This is a genomic window from Aliikangiella litoralis (genome assembly GCF_052495765.1).
Genome location: NZ_CP199292.1, coordinates 4,767,080 through 4,785,747 on the forward strand (window position 1 = coordinate 4,767,080; position 18,668 = coordinate 4,785,747).

Here is an 18,668-nt window from a genome sequence, read left to right on the forward strand (position 1 = left end):
GAACCTTCAAAGCCTTTATACCAATAACAGTTAGCCAGTTGAATACTTAATATCAATTTGCTAACTTTTTACTATTACTCATGATTCTTGTCAAAATTAATTCATCACCTAATTAATTAGGTGATAGTTCAGTACAGAATAAAAACTCGTAGCCATACTTTAAAAAGTTCAAATATAGGTAGTGAAATAATGGATAAATTTTACCAAAGAACAATACAAGCCGATCTCAAAGATGAACGAGACTTCCTTTTTTCCGACAAACACCAATTAGATTCGTTAGACAAACTCCCAAACATAGTCGACTTACGAAATAAAATGCTTTCTCCTATTATCGATCAAGGGCTTCTGAATTCATGCTCGGCCTGTGCTTTATCTGTTGCGATGGAGGTTCACTTGGAACAAGAAGGTAAACATTTTGATAATAATGGAAATCAAAGTGTCAACGCATCAGCAATGTATATTTATTATTATGAGCGTTATATAGAAGATAAATTAAACTCAAATGCAGGTGTTTATATTCGTGATGGTTTAAAATCTTTGGCTAATAATGGTGTTTGTAGTGAAAGCTACTGGCCCTATTCAAGTCCCCCCATACCATCAGAGATCAATACACTAATACAAAAAGGCGATGAAGCTGCGTTGATGCAAGCCGTAGCCAATGCACAAAAAAATAATCAAGCAACAATTCAGAAAATACTAGCCGAAAAACCTTCACCAGAAGCCATAGCACAAGCTAACTCATTTAAGGTACCAAACTACTTTCAACTTTCTATCAGCGAAGGCATCAATGAATTGCGATATTGTTTATCAAAAGGGAGCCCTTTTATTTTTGGTATTAATGAACCAGAAAGTTTTTTTATTACCCCTTCTTCAGGAAAAATGGCATTACCAACAGCAACAGAAACAAGACTAGGCGGCCACGCATTATTAGCCGTTGGTTACGATGATAACCAACAAACCTTTATTGTTAGAAATTCTTATGGAAAAAACTTTGGTGACAATGGTTATTGCTATATGCCTTACGACTTTATCACCGGCACGTTTTTACAAAATGGAAAAGAAACCAATAACACTTTTAGTTTTTGGTGTTTATTAGCTTGTGATTAAATTATACACTATTAGCTAAATAAGCGTTATTCCAATTAACTCAAAATTTTAAATCCTGTTATTTAACTTGTTTCTGACTATTGGCTGGTTGTAGTTTGAATGAAAAATTAGAACCTTTTCCAGGTTTTGAAACCAGCTTTATTTTTCCACCATGAAGCTCGACAATATCTTTACATATTGATAAACCTAACCCTATACCACCATGATCTCTTGTATTACTACCATCAATTTGGGTAAATGATTGAAAAATATCTTTTTGAAGATCTTTTTCTATTCCAATGCCATTATCAATTACCGCAACAGTCACTTGCTCGTTTTCTAGTGTAAAACTAATTTTAACTTCTTTTGCTTGTGAAAATTTGAGAGCATTATTGAGTAAATTATGCAACACTTGACGAATTCTATTTTGATCAGCAAACACCTCTATTAATTGCTCTTTTGACTCAATAGTAATTAATATATTATTTTCACTAGCCATAGGTTGCAACAATCTTTTTTCTTGCACAGCCAAATCATAAATATCAAACACTTCTGGATTAAGCTTATATTGTTTGCTTTGCAACTGTGAAAAATCAAGCAAATCATCAACCAGGAATTTTAGCTGTTTACCACACCGGTGAATAACTTCTAATGACTCTTTAGATTCCTCAGATGTGATATCATCGGGCGCCATCTGTAGTAAATCACAGAGTCCAATTATTCCGTTTAATGGTGTTCGTAATTCATGTGATGTATTTGCTAAAAACTCGTTTTTCAAACGATCAAGCTCTCTTAAACGAATATTAATATCACGCTGTTTTCTATGTTGTTTCTGTGTATTAATAACATAAGTCGCCAGTATCGAAAAAATAAAAACGCCATACAGCGTATAAGCCCACCAAGTTTTCCAAGGCGCGGGCAATACATTAATTTTTAACGATTTACCTTCTTCATTCCAATAACCATCTCCATTACTGGCTTTTACTCGTAAGACATATGAACCGGCTTCAATATTGGTATAAGTAGCACGTCGATTATTTGCATCAGTATAAATCCAATTTTCATTTTCTCCTTCAAGCTTATAAGCATATTTATTATTCATGGGATCAGCATATTGAAGCGCAGCAAACTCAAACGTCACCAAGCTTTCTCTATGGCTTAAAGTCAACTCATCTAATTCATTAACAGCTTTAGCTAATGAAAATTTTTTCGTGCTAGCTTTTTCATTATTTTTTCGAATCGGTACAGATTGATTAAACAAAAGAAAGTCGGTAAAAACAACACTGGGTACGCGCTTATTATCTTTTATGTCTTTAGGAAAGAAACGATTAAAACCATTGACACCACCAAAAAACATTTCGCCATTAACACCTTGATAATAAGCATTGGCATTAAACTCATTGCTTTGTAATCCGTCTTTTTCATTATAGATTTTAAAACTTTTAGTTTCCGGGTTAAAACGAGAAAGGCCTTTGTTTGAACTAAGCCAAAGGCTTCCGTTTTCGTCTTCTAATATTCCATAAAGACCATCGTTTGCTAATCCATCCTTCTCTCTATAGTGAATAAATTTACCTGTTTTTCTATCCATTAAGTTCAAACCACCACCATAAGTCGCTACCCAAAATCTATTTTTGCTATCTTCAAAAATAGACATGACATGATCATGACTCAAACTGTCACTGTTATTGATAATATGCTTATACTGTGTAAACTGATTCGTGTCAGATTCATATCGACTTAACCCGGCTCCAGTTCCAACCCAAAGTACGCCTTCACTGTCTTCAAAAATAGACCAGATATCATTGTGACTTAAACTCGTTGTACTCGAACGATCTAACTTAAAATGCTCAAACTTTTGCTCTTTTCTGTTGTAGCGATTTAATCCACCTCCCCAAGTTCCAATCCACATATCACCATTTTTATCTTCAGTAATTGATAAAATATTGTTATGGCTAATTGAGTTTATATCATCGGGGTTATTTTTAAAGTGCACAAATTTTTGGGTTGTAGGGTCATACAGGTTTAGCCCTCCACCATAGGTTCCAACCCACACCATTTCTTTTGAATCTTCATAGAGATAAAAAACTTTATTGTCACTTAAACTATTGGGATTTGATGGTTCATGTAAAATAGCAGTAAACTGCTCAGTAACAGCATCATAAATATTAATACCACCGCCGACAGTACCAATCATTAAATTGCCATTTTTATTTTGATTAAACGACGTCACCAAATTATGATTTAAGCTTTCTGGCTTAGAAGGTTCTTTTTTAAAATGGTTAAATTGAGCTGTATGAAAATCATATTTACTCAAACCACCACTCCATGTGCCAACCCATATCCCTAAATTACGGTCTTCATAAATCGATAAAATATCATCATTTTGTAAGCTATATGAATTTGTTGCGTCATGCCTATAACTTAGAAAACGATTCATCTTAGGGTCAAATCGGTTTAATCCTTCTTTAGTGCCTACCCAAAGTTCACCTCTTGAACTTTCAAAAACAGCTTTAATATTATGGTGACTCACACAAAGAGAGCTAGAAGGGCATTGTTTTATCGTAGTAAATATTCCTGTTTCCTTATCAAGCTTATTTAATCCATCTTCAGTTCCAATCCAAAGAGCACCATTTTTATCTTCAATAATAGCACTAACGTTATCATTGCTTAAGCTGCCTTTTACAGAGTCTTTATGACGAAATGAAACAATATCACCAGTCTTTAGATTTATTTTTTTTAAGCCATCTCCTCTTGTACCAACCCATAAAATATCCTTTTTTTCTTCCCAAATAGTACTAACATGAACAGCTTTACTCTGCCCTGAATGAGACTTATCATTAATAGCAAATAACTCAAACTGTTCTGTCTTACGATCAAATAGGTATAAACCAACAACGGTAGCCACCCAAAGGTTGTTTGCAGAATCTTCATAAATATATGAAATATGCTTGTCGTTTAAGCTATCTATATTTGAATTATGGTGTGTAAACCGTTTGAAGTTTCCAGATTGCACATCATATTGATTTAAACCACCATCGCTGGTGCCAATCCAAAGTAGTTTATTATGATCTTCAAATAACGCTGTAATATTGTTACCGGAAATTGAAGAAGGATCATCTGGGTTATGCCGAAAAACCTTGAATTCATAACCATCATATCGATTTAAACCATCTGCGGTTCCAAACCACATAAAACCATTAGAGTCCTGAAAAATAGCTGGTGCAGAGCTTTGAGAAAGACCTTGTTCTACTGATAAGTGTTCAAACTGAATAGAGGGTGCGCTAGCTAATATGCTCAACGGAAAAAATAACAAAAATAATAAATTGACTAAACGCATATTTAATATTTAGCTAAATAAATCAAGAGGATAGCCAAAGCATACCTGAATCTTACAAATAAGGCTCATTAATTTTGAAAAAAATACCTAACTTTTCTTCTATCGGTTAAAAATTTACTCTGTAAAAGTCTAAAAAGTATCCATTACTTGCTCATATAACTAACAAAACCAAGCTATACTTATCCACAGGTAAAAGCTTTCTACACTTGACAGATAATCTATTTGTTTTCTATGATGCAGCCTCTTCATATAAATTATGTCAAGCTTTAACCTTGGGCGTTTATGGTTCAATAACACCCATCAAATTATTTATTAAAATAACTAGAAATAGGAGATTTAAACATGGAATACAATACAAATTCAGATCGACTTCACAAGGAACAAATAATTAATAAAGGTGAACTAAGTACAGAGCAGGTGAAAGCAATTGATGGGCTTTCGACAGAAGAAACTGAACAATTAATTTCAATTCACAAGAAATTAAGCGGTGGTGGTGCACCAGATAAAAGCACAATTGTTGGGGTTCCACTTTAAAATAAATAACAGATAATAAAACATTTACTTATACTATAAGCCAATAAAACTCGTTTTATTGGCTTATTTAATTTAACTACATAAAGTTATCTTTTATTAGAAAACAATAATAATAAGCAGAATAGCAGTCCCAATTATTTTCTGCTAAAACTGAAATGGAAATCGCTTTTTATGAATCAACAAACTTCAGAAACGCCCTACTTTGATCAACTCACTACTAATCTCAGTTTCATGAGTACTCGCACATTTCAAAGTAACATTACTTTTCGTAATCACCCGCAATTAACAGCAATTTGTCCCGAGTACATCTACACCAGTTATTGCGTTGCCAGTTCAACAGTGCCGTTAATGGAAGAAACTTTGCGCTGTGCACAACTCATTCAAGATGATCCTGTCTGTGAACCTCTAAGTAATTACTTACGTCAACACATCGAAGAAGAACGTAACCATGATGAATGGGTGATGAGAGACTTAATGGCTCTAGGTATGACTCGCTCAGAAGTAATCTCCCGTATGCAACCACCTAATATAGCCACTCTAATTGGTTCACAGTATTATTGGGTACGCCATCATCACCCGATCGCCTTTATGGGTTATATTGGTACGATGGAAGTGTATCCTCCGACAGTTGAATATGTTGAAAAATTAATTAAAGACTCTGGATTACCAGCAGCAGGATTTGAAACTTTAATGATGCATGCCAAAGTCGATATTGCCCATCGAAAAGACATTATTAATTTACTCAATACACTACCATTAAAGCAGTATCATAAAACAGCAATAGAGATGAGTGCTTTTCATACATTGCGGTACATGGCTTTAATTATGGAAGACATCTGTAATACTTTTCCGGATAAAAAAGCAGTTTAAAAGATTGGTATTGATGCCCCAATGACTTTCTAGTATCAAAACTCATTAACAATCTGAAATAAAAATTAACTAACAGCTCATTTATATTTCATCTCATGCATATTGGCTAAATATGCATGAGATACAAAACGCATACGAGCTAACTCATTGGTTTACGACGAATCAATAAAACCATATAAATCAATAACAGCCAAAGCGCACCTGTTGCACCACCACCACCGCTACTGCTTGTTTCTGGTGTTGCAACCACTTTGGGAGTAACAGTAACACTAACAGACTCAGTTGTTGTACGATTTAAAGCATCTGTTATAGTCAGACTAAAAGTCAAAGTACCGACAACTGCATTGGTAACAGATGCATTTAATTGCGTTGCATTAGTAATTGGAACAGTCGTTCCTCCTGTTTGTTGCCACAAATAACTAATGATCTGATTACCATTTTCGGTCACTATTGCCGTTAAATTGAAACTGCCACCTTCTTCAATGCTATTAATTGCTGGTATTTCTATAGTAGCTGGAGTGATCGTTTCACTTACACTACCGGGATCAACCACAGTGCCATTTGCTGTACCATCACTGTCATTCGCACCACCATCTTCAATAAGCATCATCACACACCAGTGTCCCGCAGCCAGCCCTAATTGATAGTCCAGCGCACCAGGTGATGGGCATACGCCTTGTGCGCCAGCGGCGGAATATAATTTATTTTTGCTGTCCACAACAAAATCTTGCCACCCATTGACAGGATCTAATTTTCTATAAACCGCATTGTCAGGTATCGCTTGTTGCAGTGGAATAACTAACTGAACAGAACCACCGACAATAGGTAAGTTTTTCATTTCAAAATCAAATAAACCGCCGATATGGTGGTAGTAAGTGTCTACCCCATGTTGACCAAATAACTCGCTATTTTCTAACGTCTCCTCATTGACCAACGCTCCTGCTTCATCAGCACCTAAGGCAACCGCGCCTAAAATTAATCGAATACCTGCTTCAGCCTCCATAAGATAAGAAACGTCACTATTACTGTTATTAGTTGCAACTAATTCTTGCAATAAATGGCTTGAATTGATCGCATCCAAATAATCAGGAATACCATCTAAATCGCTATCTTGAAACCCTTCAACAGAATCAATCACGCCATCTCCATCGGTATCTGCGGTTGTTGATAAATTCGGCGCATTTGCTAAAACATGCAAGCTAATTTTTTCCGTTGTCGATAAATTAGGAGAGCCATCATCACTAACCACGACACTTTTCTTATAAACACCAAGTGGAACGCTAGCCGGATCAAAAGTCAGCGCATAGGTATTTGGATCAATACTAATGACTGAATTATCAGTCCCACTCCAATTAACAGTATGTTGATCATTCAGGTTAGGATCAGCAATATCTACATAAATAGTCACAGGCCCATCAGTCCAAGTCACACTGGTAACAGGCTTACCATTTTGCACAGCATGTAAGTTCACTTTAGGCACAATGTTAGCCGAGCTGATATTAATATTGTGTTGGCTATTAGCACCTAAAACGGCATTAACTGGAGTACCTAAATTAATCGTTAACTGCTCATCACTTTCAGTTTGTCCATCATCTAATATGTGAATACTAACCTGCCCGGATAATCCTTCTTCAATTAGCAAACTGGCTGCCACCAAATCATGGTCATCGGCATTAGCAGTCCCACTTAAAGTAAAGGGGATTTGCACCGGATAATCTGCGGCTTCGCCTGACAAATGCATATCAACAATAATTGTATTACCTTCAGTTGTCAGTTGAGAACGACTCAATAATACCTGTGGCCTCACTCTGATCAATTGAGTAGCCACCGTTTTATTACCAGCCTGATCTTCCGCTTGCCAATCCACCAAATGGAAGCCGGATTTTAAATATTGACTACCCAGTAAACTCACTTCAACCGAACCATCAATATTATCGGTTGCACTCACATTTGCCGTTGGTATAGCCGTTAGAACTCCCGTCGCATCCATTGTTATTTCAGTATCCAAATTAATCACAGGCGGTTCTTTATCATTTGCATTCAAATATTCATCAAGATTTAAAATACCGTCATCATCTCTATCTTCGCTGGCATCACTGGCATCATTGGGATCAAGAGCATGATCGACTTCCCAGCCATCGGGCATACCATCATTATCACTGTCATTATTATTGGGATCAGTCAGATGATTAAATTCCTCACGATTCGTTAATCCATCGTTATCCAAATCTTCAATTGCATCGGTTGGATCTTGAGGGTTTAATGCATGCTCTATCTCCCAATAATCAGGCAAACCATCTCCATCACTATCAATCACATTATCTTCAGCAGAGGTTGTAAAAATAACCATTTCACTGATAACCGCACTACCGACAGCATTAAAAAGAGTGACTTGTGCATAATAAATAGTTGCCGGCTCTAAACGAACCAGGTTGACCTCATGTGCTTTCGTCGCATACGCATTTGATTCTTTTTCTAAGAGCGCATCAATATTGGTCGCATAACTTACCTGAGCAAATGTATAGTCAGTGGTACGCCAATTGAGCAATGCAGTATTCTTAGTAATATTACTTACCAATGGCTGTACACTAAACTCTGGCGCAGCCAAATCATTCAACACCCCCGAATTGAATTGAACAAGGGAACTCTGTGTACTTTCTCCGATGACATTAACCAGTCGATAACGCAGTTCATAATTAGTGTTTGCTAGCAAGTTGGTAAGCAGAATAAAGTGCTCGAACTGTGGTTTTAAATCACCAACCTGCTGCCACCGAGTTTCCCCGGCTATTCTATAACTTAATTCCACAGCAGTTAATTCATTAGTCACTAAACTGACTGTCGCCATTTGCCCAAATCCATTAATAACAGGACTACCAACAATAGTTGGCACTAACTGACTTGGTTGAATGACTGATTTTCCTGAGAGCAATGCCCCAAAATTACTAGCCAGATTGTCTGTTCCAATCAACATTGCAGACTGTTGAACTTTAGTTTGAATGGTAGATTCAACTTCTTGACTTGCCATAAAGCCATGATGATCCGTTGAATAAACAGTACATGTGTAATTGCTGTTTGCAACTAAACTTGTCAGAGTCAGTCGGTGCTTCTTGCTTCGCTTGCTGTGGCTAACTTCTAAGGTGGCCCCAGCCCCAACACAAATTAAACGACCATCGGCATTCACATCAGTGATCCAACTAACGGTGATAGAGCTGTTAGTTACTTCATCAACCACCACATCTTGCATAAAGTGTGGAACCCCTTGATGACCACGCTTCTTGGAAATAAATGACATCACTTCACTAACGGTTTGGTTACCCGATGCATCTTGTGAACGGACTTGGAAATAATAAACAGTCTCAGGCTCAAGTCCGGTAATCGCTAAATTATGTTGCGTCTTAAGTGCCTCATTCTTGCTCTCGATTCTATCCATTGACTGTGGCGATGTGCCAATGGCAACAACAGTTGTCGCAGGTTCATCAGTCGACCAACGAATTACAACACTCTGGTGAGTAATATTTTGAATTAACGGATTGCCAACAATCACAGGTGGCTTTGTATCAGGCGCAGCCAAAGTCGTAAAATTAATTGGTAAACTTAAGGTTGGGCCATTACCTTCAGCATCAGTAGAAGAAACCGTTAGTGTATAAGTTGTTTCTGGCGTTAGGTCTGTTAGCTGCATTGAATGCTCAACGACCAACCCATTATCAGTTACCACATGATAAGAAGTTCCATCATTGTAAGACACTCCGCTATTAGCAGGCTCGTCAGTAAGCCATATCACTGTCGCTTCGGTATCTGAAATATCTATGACAAATGGTAATAGTAATATTTCTGGCGGCGTTGTATCTTGTACTGGCAACGTAGTCACTACCTGCGGAATACTCAAAGTCGGTCCATTACCTTCTGAGTCAACAATACTCACTGTAACCTCATAAGGTGTATTTGGGGAACGATCGGTAATTACAACTTGATGACACACTGCTAGTGTATCCAAATTAAATGTCGTATCGTCAACGGTTATATTGCCAGTAACAGCCTCATCTGCACAAAATTCAACAGTAAATTGGTCTTGTGTAATCTCTTTAAAATTAGGGCCACTAATAAATTCCGGAGCTTTATTATCAGGTGCGGCTAAAGTTGTAAAGTTACCACTACGCGTTTCAGAAGGCCGCATTTCTTTATCAACCGAATGAACCTCAGCCGTATAGAAAGTCTCAGGCGTTAATCCTGTCAACACAATACTATGCTGGGTCGTTAGTTGATCATCTTGATAAGTTAATCCATTCGATAATTCACAAACACTCGTGCCAGGCTTGTCCGTTAACCATTCAACCACTGCCGATGTATCGGTTATCCACTTAATATAAGGGCCGGCGATTATTTTAGATATCGCACCTTCATAATGAGGAAGGAAAATATCTTCACTGGCTTCTTGATCTAAATTATGACTAACACGAGTAATCGCAAATCCCGAATTTAATGGTGGATTAACAGAAATATCAGTCTCTTGATGAGTAAATAACGCAAAACCAAATAAGCCATTGGCATCTGATAACGCATTGCTACCAGTAATATCACCACTATTTTCCAAATAATAACTAATGGAATTGTCCGCCACCGCATGATCAGCACGTAACTTAACCCCCGGAACAGGAACACCATTAATGTCTAGCGTTTTGCCTGAAAGTACAGACATAGGCATTGTAACGTTCACTTGTGTGTTGCTGCTCACATCAATGTTTTGAGGCAAATAATAAACTGCCGCATAATCTGGCACAGGATAGGCAGCCGTTACTGGCGCGCCATTAACTGAGTTGACAGGCTGTAAATAAGGTCTCAACCGATAACGTCCCGGTGCAACTTTAAACTCGAAATAACCAGCCGAGTCAGTTACCGTTGGTACATCGGCTAATCGGTGATTGGTTTGCTGATGAACCGTGATTAATGTGTTATCAATCACATTCCCCTGAGCATCTTTAAGATAACCCGACAGTGTTAATGATTGTGCTAAAACAAATGTATCAGTCGTGTCTGTTGATATTTGGTAGTCACTTGCTTTAGTAGTCGCCAAGGTTCGACTTGAAGCAGGAGGAACAAAACTGATATCCATTTTCTGATCGGTGAATAGTGCAACCGAAAATTGCCCGCTAGCATCAGTTCTTGCATGCGTATCAGCAGAACGTCCCTGATTTTCAAGGTAGTAATGAGTCTCTGAATTACCATTAACTTGATGCTCAATATGACTAATAACAACTTTGGCATTAGCGACAGGAACCCCATTAGCATCTTCTGTTGTACCATTCAGAATAGCCAGTGGCAAAACCACATCTTGTACTGTATTGCCCGCCACTATAATATTTTCTTGAGCATAAACAACGGTTGCATAATCAGGTAAAGGATAAGTTGGTTTTTGTCCATTACTTTGTGCACTTGAACCAAGCGGATTTAATTCAGGTTTAAGTTTATAAGTACCAGCTTCAACTTGAAATTGAAATGCGCCGTTGATATCGGTAAAAACCTGACCCACTTGAGTGCCACCATTTTGCGCATGTAAACTAACCTTAGTATGATCAATCGCTCTACCCTGTGTATCAAGTAATCGACCACTCAAACTAACCCCTTCAATCAGGTTAAAAGTTTCGTTCGTATCAGACGTTAAACTGTAACCGCTAACAGTGGTGACCGCTAAATCAGAGCGATTCGCTGGTGGCGTTAATAAAATATCCATTGGTTGTTCGGTAAATATTGCCACTTCAAAATTACCTGATGCGTCAGAAACCGCATTGCTCTGCGTATCAGTCGCATAATTTTCTAAATAAAAACTTTGCTGATTTGACTCAAATAAATGTCTGATAGATAAACCAGCGCCTGCCACAGGATTCCCCAAGTGATCACGAGTTTGACCTGAAAGTATGGCTAGCGGCAACATGACATCAAGCTGTGTGTCCGCAGTGACTGCAATATTTTGAGTCGCATGAAATATCACAGCAAAGTCAGGCACCGGGTAAGTTGGCATCGACACAGCATTACCAATATCAATCAAAGGCCTTAGCTTGTAGGTTCCGGGAGCCACCAAAAACTCAAAATAACCATTGGCATCAGTGGAAATTCGATTGCCCACTTGGTTGCCTGTCGTTTGTGTATGCAAACTCACTTGTACGTTATCAATCACGCGATTTTGGCTATCTTTCAAATAACCAGAAAGCTTTAACCCATCACCAATGAGCGTAATTAAATGCATAACATCTTTGTTATCCACTCGAATAGGTTGTAATGGTGTACTGCTAAATTGAGTATTAGTCGGAGGGGTAACGCCAATATAATAATCACCCGCAGTCACATACTTAAACAAGTAAGTTCCATCAGCAGGCGTAGTCACAGCCCTTAAAAAGACTTGCTGATTATCATAGATTGCAACAATAGCCCCTTCTATCGGACTACCTTCGCCAGAAATAACGCCTCTTAAATTAATGCCCGTTTGTTCTGGCGGCGGTGGTGTAATAATTTCTGGAATATCACACGCATCACCAATACCATCACCATCGGAGTCAAGTTGATCAGTATTGGGAATCGCCGGACAATTATCAACATCATCTAAAACATTATCATCATCATAATCATTGTCGGATCCAACGGGTGCATCACAGGCATCTCCAATACCATCACCATCTGTATCTAATTGATCGGCATTAGGCGTAACAGGGCAATTATCGACATCATTTAATACTCCATCTTTATCAAAGTCATTGTCAGTGATATCGTCATTGAAATTATCACAAGCATCGCCAACATTGTCATTATCACTATCTAATTGATCAGGGTTCGGTATCAATGGGCAGTTATCAATATCATTGATAATGCCATCTCGATCAAAATCATTATCAGGGTGAGTAGTCATAAAGCTGACAATCTCACTTTGTGTCATTTTGCTTTCAATATTGAATGCATCAACTTGCAAATAATAAAGCGTATTCGCTTCAAGCCCCGTCAGATCAACACTATGAGATTCCAACAACAAGTTGTCAGCCTGACTATACAGTAACTCTGTCGCAGATTTTCCATAGCGCACATTACCAGAGGAGGCTTCTTGTGTTCGCCAGCTAACTGTTGCACTGTTTTCAGTAATATTGCTAACTACAGGTTGCAGTGTAAAGATGGCATCTTTAATGGTTTCTGGTGCAATCGTATTAAAACTACCGCCTAAGCACTGAGAACTATTTCCAGCAAGATCGGTTAAGGTTATTTCATATTCATAAGTAGCTTCTGAAAGTAGCCCCGTTAACAGCAAAGAACCATTTTTAGTCGGCGTTAAAGAACCGCTTTGAGACCACTCAGACGCTCCAACAAGCCGATAATTAATCTCAGCGGTAGTTAACTCATCTGATCCCCAAGTAATTTGAGCACTATCAACAAATCCAGTAGCCGATGAGTCACCAGCACAGACGGGGGGAGTGGTATCTGGAATATCACTCGTCGTTCCTCTTAGGCTAGCACTCACTTGATTACCATCAATATCTGACGAATAAACACGACATTGATAAATCGTGCTCGCTTCTAACCCTGTTAAAGTGAGTAAGTGGAACTTAACCATTGCATCATCACTGACTTCATAAGTGATTTTTTCAACCGGTGGAGGCGGTGGTGGCGGATTAATCTCTGTGCCTGCATCAAACTCAATATTGAGTAATAAATTAGGCGAACCATTTAAGTTACTAATTTTACCTGAAGTAGCAAACCCTGTAATACCTGCATCAACCTCAGCAGGGGTTGACTGAGGATGTGCCTGCAAATATAAAGCAACCGCTCCGGCGACATGGGGCGCCGCCATCGATGTACCACTAATTGTGTGAGTCCCCCCGTTACTCCAGGTGGAAGTGATGTTTGAACCAGGCGCAAATAGATCAATACAAGATCCCCAGTTGGAAAAACTAGAACGACTATCGTTGGCAGTCGATGAGGCAACAGTAATGGCATCTGGCACTCGGTTAGGAGAACCAGAACAGGCATTAATATTTGAATTACCAGCAGCAACAACAAAAGTCACTCCAGAGGCAATGGCACGATTAACCGCTGCATCAAGTATCGACGAATTACCGCCACCTAAACTCATATTAGCAACCGCCGGTTTAATCGCATTAGCAGTAACCCAGTCAACACCAGCAATCACACCAGAATTAGTTCCAGAGCCATTACATCCCAGTACTCGAATAGCCGTAAGATTAACATTTTTGGCCACCCCCCAAGTTGTACCACCAATGGTTCCAGCCACATGAGTGCCATGTCCGTGACAATCAGATGCATCGGCATCATTATCGACAAAATCCCAACCACTGACTGCACGCCCAGCAAAATCACTATGAGAAGTGAGGACACCCGTATCGATAACATAAGCATTAACTCCGGCTCCCTCTAACTCATAGGTATAATCGCCTGATAGAGGTAAGTCGGTTTGATCTATTCTATCGAGCCCCCAGGTTGCACCGTTTTGAGTGGTAGAAATACTGACGATTTGATCTTGCTCTATCATGGCAATACGAGGATCTAAACGCAGAGTTTGCATTTCTGACGCATTCATTTTTAAGACAAAACCATTGACCGCATTAGAAAATTTCTGAATGACGCTCCCTTTTACATTGGCCGCAATACCAGCCGCCATATTATCAACCGCCTGACGACGAGCTTGTGAAGATTTAGCAGACGACTGACGAGCCAGCTCAGGACTCGCTTGCGATTTAAATAAAACAATATACTGATCTTTAATCGCATTGTGAATATTCGCCAACTTAAGTGGGGCTAATTGAGATTGACTGGTCAATGCAGAACTTTTATTCAATAACACCTGTTCTAATAAACTTTGTTGCGCTCCGGCACTTTGCTCTGCCTCACAAACCAGCCTGCTATCGGAATTAAGGTTAGTCTCCCAACTAACGGTCAATGACTCTGTCGTCGCATTTTCAACATCTGGTCCATTAATAATTTGTAATGTAATTGGCACATCAGCTAATTTTAATGTTTTAAAAGAGTGCACATCACTGGTTACAGTGTTACCCGCTAAATCCGCTGAGGCAACCTGAAAATAATAAAGTGTATCAGCTGATAAACCTGTAACAGGCACTATATGTTTAGTATCTAAACCATCAACACTGAAAGTTTGCCCTAAATTATTTTCATCGGTACCAAGCGATACCAAGTGAGACGATGACTCATTAGTTGTCCATAAGATCAATGCACTATTGGTGGTAATATTTTCAACAAAAGGTCCTGCAATAATTTGTGGGGCGGTTGTATCTGGTAAACCTAAAGTCGTAAATTCAACTGGTGCAGAAGTCATAGGACCATTCCCTGCCCCATCAGTTGATGAAACCGTTAAAGTATAAGTTGTATTTGGTGTTAGCCCGGTTAAATACATTTTATGATTTAACACTAATTCACCACTACTCAACTGGTTAATACTATTTCCATCGGTGTAAGAAACAACGCTATCGGCAGCCTCGTTTGTTGTCCAAGAAACGATAGCACTTGAATCAGTAATATCGGTGACAATCGGTCCTGTAATTTCTGGTGGCTCAATATCCAAATCGAACAAAGTCGTTGCATTAATAGGTGAACTTAAAACCGGCCCATTACCCGCAATGTCAGTAATAGAAGCAACCACTTGATAAGTCGTATTCGGAGTTAACCCCGTCACAACCAATTGATGACAAACACTTGCCGTCGTCAAATTATAATCTGTTGTATCGATAGTAATAATACTAGTGACCGCTTCATCAGCACAAAAAGAAACCGTAAACTGGTTATAATCAATCGCACTGATTAGTGGACCAACAATAAACCTGGGTAAAGTCGTATCAGGTAGTGCCAGAGTTCTAAAATTAGCAGGTAAAGGTGTAGCCGTAAGTCCTTTCTCATCGGTCGATGAAACCATTGTTAAATAGTTAGTATCAGGCGTTAAGTTGGTTAAAATAACCGAATGAGAGGTTGTTAACTGATCGAGTTGAAAAGTGTTCCCACCCGATATTGCTACGACACTATTGGAGGGTTTGTCGGTTTCCCATTCTACAACCGCCGACACATCAGTAATATTTTTAACAACAGGACCTGCAATAATTTTGGGAGCAACCAACTCAACAGGCGGTACTGGTAAAGTGGTAAAACTGATAATGCTGCTACTAATCACAACCCCATTCACATTAAACGCATCCACCTTAAAAAAGTAGGTCGTTCCGGCCTGTAAATCATTAAGAACAAGATTATGGGTTAAAGAAAATAACGGATCTGATTCCGTATTATTTAAAGTGGTATTAGATAAACCATAAAATACTTGTCCACTCGACACTCGCTCAGTTTCCCAATTAATCGTCGCACTATAATGGCCAATATCAGTCACAAATGGCTGAATAGAAAATGCTGGAACAGGTACTTCTGTATCAGCACCAGAATTAAACTCTCCCGTTTGACAAGCAGCACTATTTCCTAATGCATCCGATAAAGTCACCTGGTGCTCATAATCCGTATTAGCTTGTAACCCTGTTAGTAAAACAAAACCTGATTGACTTAAGGAATCGGTCATGTCTTGCATCCAATTTGAATCACCTTTTTGGCGATATTGAATAACCGCCGTTGCGGCTTCATCAGATTGCCAAGTCAATTCAGCAAACGAAACAAAACCTCGAGCGGTCGGGGTCGCGACACATTGTGGCGGTGTCGAATCCACTTCATCATTGCTCTCAACACCAACAACTTTACTAGCAATAACACCATTGATACCTGTTGAATAAATAACGCATCGATATCCCGTATTAAACTCCAGACCAGTCATGGTTAATCGGTGACTCTTAGTCAACTCAACTTTATTCACTTCGCTTTGACCATTCACCGACTCACAAACTAACCGTGAATCCGCATTTAAGTTCGTCTTCCAACTTAATGTCACGCTATTACCCGTCACTCTTTCAACAATAGGGCCAGTCACAATTTGAAGCGTGTTATTCGCCACCTGTGCTTTTGTGGTGAAAGAAAAGAGATTACTAACCGTATGGTTACCTGATAAATCACTTGATTCAGCAGAAAAATAGTAGGTGGTCGAAGGGGCTAAATGAGTTAGCGCAAACTGATGATTATCTGAAAAACTAGAAACCGTTTCTATTCGATCAAGGTTATTTGACTGAGTCCCCAATCGTAATAATGCTGTAGCAGATTCATCAGTTTTCCAACTGATATGTACACTGCTATCGGTAATATCTTGTGCTAAAGGACGACCAATCAATAAAGGAGAATGAGTATCTGGCACAGCCAAAGTGGCAAACTTAACAGCTTGTGAAAGCGCAGGACCATTGCCCGTTGCATCAGTCGAAGAAACTCTTAAATTATAAAGAGTATTGGGCGTTAAGCCTGTTAATAGTACAGTATGATCGGTAGACAAATGCTCATTATTATACACTCTCCAAGCAATACCATCAGAGTAACTAACACCAGATGTAGCTGGCTCATCGGTTTGCCAGCGAACAATCGCAGTGGTATCTGAGACATCAATGACCGCTGGTTGAGTCGTAATGATTGGCGTTTTAAAATCGGCAGCCGACAAAGTGGTCACTGTTTCAATCGAGCTGTTAGTCGGACCATTAGACTGACTATCACTCATACTAGCCGATACTGAATAAACTTGATTAGGGTTTAAACCACTAATCACTCGCTCATGACAAAGCGCGAGCTCATTAAGTAAGTGTACATTGGCATCAACCATAAATTGACCAGTAACTGGCTCATTCGCACAAAATGATAGCGTGAATTGCTCATGCCTGACTTCAGACACTCTCAACATTTGAGTAAATTCTGGTGCACTAGCATCCGCAGAAGAGGTGGTGTTAAAGTTAAGATTAACAGCAGTTGATTGATTGCCTTGCGCATCAGTTGAGTTGACAGAGGCATTATAATTGGTATTTGCAGATAGCCCGGTTACTACAACACTATGCAAGGTCGATAGTCTTCCGTCGGTAAAGCTGCTACCGTTAATATCAACAGAAGCCGTTGTCACTTCATCAGTTAACCACTCAATAACCATCGATGTGTTGGTTATATTTCTAGCATAGGGCGCAATAATTACTGTCGCAGGAGTTTGATCACTAATCGATAACTGTGCATCAAGCGTTTGATCTTGCGTGAGCATATAATCAGACTCAACAACATCAGAAAAACCACTAGAAGCTAAAGGCTTAAAGGTAATATCATATAAACAATCAGCGCTATCTGCATAAAAACCCGAGGCAATACAGATATCAGTTGAGAACATTAACAACTGATAATGACCATCACCATCAGTCACACTACTCTGGTTCAAATGAGAAATACTATATTGTGAAAGCTTTCCCTGCGCCCCTTGTTCGGGCCCAGACCAACTTTTTGATGTTTGCAAATCGACATTAGCGACAGGTAAGCCATTGCTATCAACCACTTGCCCTGTTAACAAAAAGAAATTAAATATACTGTCACGAGTGGTATCTCCGACAACAGAAAAATCTTCAGTTTGAATTAATACTGAATTAGGTGCTCCCACCAATGAAACTTCAGAGGCATTAAAATAAGCCCGTAAAACATAATCACCATCATCAACTGTCCAAGCATATTGGCCGTTAGATGAGACTTTAATAATTTCACCCACATGAGTTAAGTTGCCATTAACCACCTGAAAAATCATGGCGTTAGCGCCTTCAATCGGCGTACCAGCTTTATCTTTAATTACACCAGATAAAACGGCTGCCTGTGTAGCCATACTAAGACAGCTCAAAACGACAGTAAAAAAGCAGGTTTGAACTGTTTGAATCAGTGCCTTACTCATCAATAA

At 38.9% G+C, this 18,668-nt stretch carries 5 protein-coding genes; 3 read left to right on the forward strand and 2 right to left on the reverse strand.

The genetic code is table 11. The features are described from left to right. Positions 1 to 189: 189 nt before the first annotated feature. On the forward strand, positions 190 to 1,107 hold the full coding sequence (locus tag ACT5E3_RS19840; protein ID WP_444995297.1) for a C1 family peptidase: 918 nt from the start codon (positions 190 to 192) through the stop codon (positions 1,105 to 1,107). A gap of 58 nt (positions 1,108 to 1,165) precedes the next feature. On the opposite strand, the gene ACT5E3_RS19845 is transcribed toward ACT5E3_RS19840, so the two are convergent. Then, positions 1,166 to 4,423, reverse strand: coding sequence for a ligand-binding sensor domain-containing protein (locus ACT5E3_RS19845; RefSeq protein ID WP_444995298.1), 3,258 nt, complete (start codon positions 4,421 to 4,423; stop codon positions 1,166 to 1,168). 342 nt (positions 4,424 to 4,765) lie between these two features. Between ACT5E3_RS19845 and ACT5E3_RS19850 the strand changes: the two genes are divergently transcribed. Beyond that, entirely contained in the window at positions 4,766 to 4,957 is a 192-nt protein-coding gene (locus ACT5E3_RS19850; protein ID WP_444995299.1) for a hypothetical protein, read from the forward strand. Between the two features lie 171 nt (positions 4,958 to 5,128). Then, the gene (locus tag ACT5E3_RS19855) at positions 5,129 to 5,827 is read left to right on the forward strand and encodes an iron-containing redox enzyme family protein (protein WP_444995300.1); all 699 of its coding nucleotides are present in this window, start codon (positions 5,129 to 5,131) and stop codon (positions 5,825 to 5,827) included. Between the two features lie 139 nt (positions 5,828 to 5,966). Here the strand turns inward: ACT5E3_RS19855 and ACT5E3_RS19860 are convergent, their stop codons facing one another. Further along, positions 5,967 to 18,662, reverse strand: coding sequence for a fibronectin type III domain-containing protein (locus ACT5E3_RS19860; protein ID WP_444995301.1), 12,696 nt, complete (start codon positions 18,660 to 18,662; stop codon positions 5,967 to 5,969). Positions 18,663 to 18,668 lie beyond the last annotated feature (6 nt).